Here is a 7,152-nt window from a genome sequence, read left to right as displayed (position 1 = left end):
GTTATCTTTCTATTATTTCTATATTTTTTTTATCAGACGACACTTCACCGTCCATAAGTCTGATTATCCTGTGGGCATGCTTGGCTATGTCTTCTTCATGCGTAACAAGGATTACAGTATTACCGTTAGCGTGAATTTCGTCGAAAAGATTCATTATTTCTATTGAGGTTTTTGAATCAAGGTTTCCTGTGGGCTCATCTGCTAAAATGATGGAAGGATTATTTACTAATGCCCGTCCTACGGCAACCCTTTGTCTTTGTCCTCCTGATAATTGATTTGGTTTATGATCCATTCTGTCGCCCAGGCCAACATCATTTAATACTTCCTGAGCCCTTGTGATCCTGACTTTTTCAGATTTACCTGCATAAATCATTGGTAGAGCAACATTGTCAAGTGCCGTAGAGCGCGGTAAAAGGTTGAATGTTTGAAAAACAAAGCCTATTTCCTTATTTCTTATTTCGGCTAATTCATTATCGCTTAAATCACTAACATCCTTGCCATTTAGAAAGTAATTGCCCGATGTAGGAGTGTCCAAACAGCCAAGTAAATTCATTAAGGTTGATTTGCCACTTCCCGATGGTCCCATAAGGGCAACATATTCACCTTTTTTTATTTCAAGAGAAATTCCCTTAAGTACTTTTACTACCTCATTTCCAAGAGGAAAATTTCTAATGATATTTTTTAGATTAATTATCGGTTCCATTAAGGTTTGGTATTTGTTTTTACAGTATCAAAGTAAGTAAAGCTTTTTTAATGTATTATATAATAAAATGTTAATTTATTGTTGTAATCTATGGAGTGATACTATATAAGAGGATATTTTTTTACCCATAAAATCACTTTATTTTAGTGTTTTTATGGGTAAAATTAATATTTAACATTACTTATAAAAGTCTACTTTTTACCTAAAATGTCTTTAATGCCCCCAAGTGAGCTCAATACACCTGAAGCTTCATATGGTAGATAAATAGTTTTATTATCTTTTCCTGATGTCATTTCTTTTAGAGTTTCAAGATATCGTACAGCAACAAGATAGTTTATGGGATCACCACTTTTTGCAACAGCATTTTTAACCATTTCAATCGCTTCGGCTTCAGCTTGTGCCACATCTATCCTTGCCTGTGCCTGTCCTTCAGCATCCAGTATTTGCGATTTTTTTTGTCCTTCAGCTTTTTTTATAGCTGCTTCTCTTTCTCCTTCAGCTTTCAGAATTGCAGCTCTTTTTTCTCCCTCCGCTTCAAGAATAGTAGCTCGTTTATCTCTTTCGGCACGCATTTGTTTTTCCATTGCCGCTCTGATATCGTGAGGAGGATTAATATCCTGTAATTCTACTCTGTTAACCTTAACACCCCATTTGTTGGTCGCATCATCCAGAATTTCCTGAAGCTTATTATTTATCGTGTCCCGCGAAGTTAGAGTTTCATCCAAATCTAATTCACCTATAACATTACGCAAAGAAGTTTGCGTTAATTTCTCTATAGCCTGAGGTAGGTTGGAAATTTCATATACTGCTCTTTTAGGTTCCATAATTTGAAAGTAAATCAGAGCATTTATTTCTGTAACAATGTTATCGCGTGTAATTACATTTTGTTTTGGGAAATCGTAAACTGCCTCACGCAAATCTATTCTTTGTCGTGTCCTGTGCTGAGCATATATCATTCCGTCAGGACCTTCCTGGGTGTATCGCCAAATAATTTCTCTGGGCTTATCAATTATCGGAATTATAACGTTAAATCCGGATGGAAGTGTTTTATGATATTTTCCAAGTCGTTCGATGATCATTGTTTCTGACTGCTGAACAATTTTTAGTCCCAGAATTACCAGTACTATTACAAAGACTGCCAGTAGTGCAAATATGATAGTTATTTGAGTCATATTATATTTAATTTAGTTTTACAATTAATATTGTGCTTTTTAGATTAAGAACTTCTACAGTTTCCCCTTTTTCTATTATTGTGCCGTCATTGGAAAGAGCTCTCCAGTTATCTCCGTCAATTAGTACCCGTCCCTGATTGAGGTCGTTATTGATAGTTTCTTTTACCTTGCCGGTTCTGCCAATTAATGAATCTGCATTTGTTTTAGTGACATCTTTCGATTTGTATAAGTATTTTAAAACATAAGGTCTTATAGCTCCAAAAGAAACTAATGTTCCAATTGAGAAAGCTAAAAGTTGTATTGATATTGAAGCATCGAAATATGCAAAAATTCCTGCTGCAAAAGCTCCTATTCCTATACATGCAGCTACAAAACCGGGGGTAAAAATTTCGAGAATAAACAGGATGATACCAAGGTAGACCCAATTTTCCCAAGTAAATATATATTCCATATTTGAGTGTTTAATTTGTACTAAAGTAGTAAAAAAAGAAAGGTGTTGTTATTATTACTTTAATAATTATGTTTTATGATTATTGTTATATTTTTAGTTCAAATACATAAATATGAATTACTTTTATGCCTTTAGAGTTTAAATTGACATGAAGTATAGTGTAAAACCATTTATTCAGCTATTTTTGCTATTCATAGCTTTATTGCCGATGGTTAGCTGTAAAACCACGGTTTATCAGGGGGAATCAGTATCGGTTGATGTATTTAGTTATAAGGAACTATCAAAAAAGAAATATATAGATAATATTAACTATAATTATAATACAGATAGTACTTATGTGATATGTTCAGGACAACGATCTAAATTAAGTTATTATATTTCATTTTTCATTTATTCTATTTCGGAAAATAATATTGTTTTCGAAACTAATGCTGATGTTGAGCAAGTAGATTGGAACTCATCCAAACAGGTTGTTTATTATCCTGTACCGGGAATAATAAGTACAGAAAATAGTGAAAAAAGAAAAATGTATTTCGATATAAGAGATTAACAAATAAGTTTAAATGAGAAAATCAGTAACATTTTTATCAATATTAATAATATTAATTTCTTTTGTTTTTACTGAAAACAAGGTAGAAGAGGCGCCAGTAGACAGTTCTGTTGAGAAAAGTAATATACCTAAATTATATTCCCAACGAAAGTCATATGTAAAAGGGAAATTAAAAAAAGATAGTCCTAATCTGTTTGCGGATTATCATCGGCAAATAAGAACTGAGATAGGTGCAATAAAACCAAAATATTCATCAAACTACCGGGTAGAAGAGCTTGATAAAGCATTATTGAGAGCACCTTTAAGAAAGAAAGCTGGTTTAGACTGGATTTCGAGAGGTCCCGGAAATGTAGGAGGGAGATCAAGAGGAATTATTATTGATCCTGACGACAGTAGTGCTAATACCTGGTATATTGCAGCCGTTGGTGGCGGTGTTTGGAAAACTATCGATGCCGGAGAAAACTGGAGAGAATTAACTTCCGGAATAGGATCTTTGTCAGCCAGTTATATGGCAATGGCTGCATCGAATCACAATGTAATATATCTGGGAACAGGAGAGGGATTTGGAAACCTGGATGCACTTGGTGGTCAGGGTATGTGGAAAACAACTGACAGGGGGAATACATGGAATCAGATAAGCTCAACAGCATCAGGCTCCTTCGGTATAATTAACAGAATAATTGTTGATCCGGATAATGAGAATATACTGTTAGCTGCCACCTCATCACATAGATATAATTCTTCTAATGGAAGTGGAATATGGAAATCAACAGATGGAGGGCAAACATGGGATAAGAAGTATACTACTTCCAAAAAAGTTCAGCAGATAATATGCGACCCCAATGATTTTAGTATTCAGTATGCCTCAGTAAACGGATATGGAATAATCAAATCAACTGATTCAGGCGAAAGTTGGGAACTTCCTGCAGGAGGATTGAAAGGTAGCGGGAGGATTGAAATAGCTGTATCTCCGGTAGATACAGATAAGTTGTTTGCTTCGGTTGATGCAGATCCTCCGGAAGTATACAAGTCGACAGATAAGGGAGAAACCTGGAAGGAGTCAAGCGTAAATGTTGATTTACTTGGAGGCCAGGGTTGGTATGATAATGCAATTATAGCTGATCCCTATGATGAAGATATATTTTATATAGCTGGAGTTGATATATACAGGTTAGAATACAATTTTACCGGAAGTCTAAGTGTTACAACATTGACAAATAATTATGGTGCTGACCCTTCTTTGCGCAAAGGAACTCATGTAGATAATCATTATTTTGCAGTGGCAAAGCTCGACGATAATGCTGAAAAATACCGCTTAGTAGGAACTAATGACGGGGGAGTGTGTTACACTGACGATAATGGTGAAACATTTACGCAGCCAACAGACGGTTTTATTACAAGTCAGTTTTATGGTGTGGATAAAGCTAATGGGAAAAGCAGATATATAGGAGGAATGCAGGATAACAGCTGCTATTTGTCGCCGGTGAACCCAACTTCGAATAATGCGTGGGATTTTGTTTTTGGAGGAGACGGTTTTGATGTAGTCTGGAATTATAATGATGAAAATAAAGTGATGTTAACTTCCCAGTATAATAATATAGCCATTACTCATTCGGGAATTGAAAATTTAGGTAGTACAGCTTGGATAGCCGATGTAGAAAGAGGAAGTGATAATGCACCATTTTTCACGAAATTGGCCCAATCCAAGCAATACTCCGATTTGGTGTTCACTTTTAGTAAAGATGCTGTTTGGCGAACCGAAGATTTTGGAAAATCATGGGAGGAAATTTCTATGCCAACTGGTTTTGAAGGAGAGTCAAGTTTAACTGAGATAAAAGTTTCTTTGGCCGATCCAAGTATTGTGTGGACGGGTACATCGCTACAATCTTCTTTACCTATGTATGTTTCTGATAATTTTGGAAAAAGTTTTACTTCTGCCACTACCAGTGAATATGCAAAGAGTAAATTGTCTGGTTTTACTACTCATCCAACTGATAAAAATACTGCATATGCACTGTTTTCAAGTTCAGGAAATGCAAAAATACTAAGAACAAGTAATCTGGGTAAGAGCTGGGAGGATTTAAGTGGATTTGTTGGTGGTACTAAGGGGGAAAGCCTCAATGGTTTCCCTGATGTTGCAGTTTTTGATTTACTGGTTATGCCATATAACACGGATATTATATGGGTAGGAACAGAAATAGGAATTATTGAATCAAGAGATAATGGAGTTTCATGGAGTTATGCTAATACCGGAATGCCTCCTGTTTCTGTTTATGATATGTTAATTGTAAATGATGAAATAGTAGTAGGAACTCATGGCAGGGGAGTATGGAGTGTTTCAATTTCTGAGCTTTCCGGGTATGAGCCTCCTTCGGTTGCAATGCCATTAAACTTGAACGCGACTTACTATTTCGAAGATTCAAAGCAATTTTCGAAGATAAACCTTGGATACAGAAGCTCGTACGACAAAGTAATAGTTTATGTGGGAGAGGAACTTAAACAGGAATTCAATAATGTTTCAGAAGGAAGTTCCCAGGAACTGTTGGTGGAGATAGAAAGTGGAAATAATCAAATCAGGGTAGTTTCAATAATTGATGAGAATGAGTTTGAAAACAAAGCCTCAGTTGTCGGTCTTCCCCTAAAACCTTCGGCTAAGTCTTATTTGACAAATTTTGAATTTTTAGGCCCAATTTCAGATGAATTTTATGGTGATGGTTTTAATATTTCTCAGGCAACAGGTTTTGACAGTAAGGCTCTGCAAAGTAGTCATCCATATATAAAGAATAAATCTCTAGAGTTGTATTTGAATACTCCAATAATAGTTGATGGTGAATATCCTGATATTTCGTATAGAGATGTAGCAATTATTGAACCCGGAGATGAGGGAACATCATACCCTGACTTTAAATTTTGGGATTATGTTACAATTGAGGGATCAGTTAACGGAGTAGACTGGAAACAGCTTGTTACTCCATATGATGCTAATTTTAATAGTAATTGGACAAATATTTATAATATATCGGGAAAGCCATCAAAAGTTAATTTTATTACCCACAAAACCCGAACAACAGACTTCTTCAATGTCGGGGATGAAATACTGATAAGGTTTCGATTATTTTCAGATGCAGAGGCTGTAGGATGGGGATGGATTATTGATGATCTGGAGATTCAAAAAGATCCTCTGGGTAATGATAAGTACGATTTATTTAAAGTAGATCTTTCAGTATATCCTAATCCGGTTAACTCAAATTCTAAGGTTAATTTACCTGAGAAAATGATAGGTGAAAAGTTGAAGTTTGAGTTACACGATATTGGAGGAAGACTAATTAACAGTGGAGAGTTTAATTCAGAAACCGAAGAATCTATCCTTCCTTTTAAAGTTTCGGGCTTAAGGACGGGGAACTATATATTCAGTGTATACACCGATGAATATTTCGCCAGAGAGAAGTTACTTAAAGCGAATTAGACCAAAAGAAGAGTTTATGATAAAACAAATACAAAGGATGCTAAGTATAGTTTCCTTTGTGTTTGAAATTATAATTAATCACAGTTGTATCCAATAGTGGAACATAAGCAATAATCAGGCTGACCTTCAAGTGAACCTGTAATTTCATGGATGAGTTCTGAATCGTAGATTAGATCGTAATTCAATATAAATTCAAAATTCTGACTGTTACTACCAGATATTTTAACAATATTATTTTCATTAAAATAAGAAAGTAATCCCAATTGATCAACTAAGATAATGTAGTAGGATGAAATACAGGGAGTGAATATTCCATTCAAAGCAACACCTTTCAATGGGTTTCTTTTTTTATCGTATTCAAATGTTACTTCTTTAGTATTACCGGAATAATGTGAGTAATTTATTTTTGAAATATTATTAGCAATCCATGTTAACTCAATACTTTCATCCAGATGGTTACTTTCTCTTACTGAATAGAAATTTACTGTAGCGGGTTTTTCTTCGTTATAGGAGATAGTAAAGAAATACTCCAGATTAAGTTCATTACTTTGTCTTTTTAGGGAATTATGATACTCAGGTGATAAGTTTCTTTTTAATAAACATCCCTTGCCGGCTTCATTACCATTTAAATAAATATCTACTCTGGAAATTTTTCCATCAGAATACTTGTAGGTATATTTTTCCAAAGAAATATCATTTCCTGTAAAAAGTAATTCTAATAGATAGTCACCATCATATGTTGTGGTAGTTTTATAAGCGTCTTGTTGTTCTCCGTATTTTATTACACAATTGGAATAGTCGAAAGTATTG

The 7,152-nt window shown here is 34.7% G+C and carries 6 protein-coding genes; 2 read left to right on the top strand and 4 right to left on the bottom strand.

Annotation, left to right across the window (positions count from 1 at the left end; genetic code table 11):
* Position 1 precedes the first annotated feature (1 nt).
* The 3 genes from ABFR62_12235 to ABFR62_12225 form a co-directional block, all read right to left on the bottom strand.
* A complete protein-coding gene (locus ABFR62_12235) occupies positions 2–703 on the bottom strand; it encodes an ABC transporter ATP-binding protein (protein MEN8139191.1) in 702 nt (233 codons plus the stop codon).
* A 191-nt stretch (positions 704–894) separates the two neighbouring features.
* A complete protein-coding gene (locus ABFR62_12230) occupies positions 895–1,875 on the bottom strand; it encodes an SPFH domain-containing protein (GenBank protein ID MEN8139190.1) in 981 nt (326 codons plus the stop codon).
* Between the two features lie 7 nt (positions 1,876–1,882).
* A complete protein-coding gene (locus tag ABFR62_12225) occupies positions 1,883–2,326 on the bottom strand; it encodes an NfeD family protein (protein MEN8139189.1) in 444 nt (147 codons plus the stop codon).
* Positions 2,327–2,474: 148 nt separating this feature from the next.
* Between ABFR62_12225 and ABFR62_12220 the strand changes: the two genes are divergently transcribed.
* Complete coding sequence (locus ABFR62_12220) at positions 2,475–2,876, top strand: hypothetical protein (GenBank protein ID MEN8139188.1); 402 nt, start codon at positions 2,475–2,477, stop codon at positions 2,874–2,876.
* Between the two features lie 13 nt (positions 2,877–2,889).
* Positions 2,890–6,342: a T9SS type A sorting domain-containing protein gene (locus tag ABFR62_12215; protein MEN8139187.1), complete on the top strand. Its 3,453-nt coding sequence runs from the start codon at positions 2,890–2,892 to the stop codon at positions 6,340–6,342.
* Positions 6,343–6,416: 74 nt separating this feature from the next.
* On the opposite strand, the gene ABFR62_12210 is transcribed toward ABFR62_12215, so the two are convergent.
* The coding region (locus tag ABFR62_12210) for a hypothetical protein (protein ID MEN8139186.1) at positions 6,417–7,152 on the bottom strand (736 nt) is incomplete at its 5' end.

This window comes from Bacteroidota bacterium (assembly GCA_039714315.1).
GTDB lineage: Bacteria > Bacteroidota > Bacteroidia > Flavobacteriales > JADGDT01 > JADGDT01.
The sequence above is the reverse complement of the archived record's forward strand: the minus strand, read 5'-3'. Positions and strand labels throughout refer to the sequence as shown.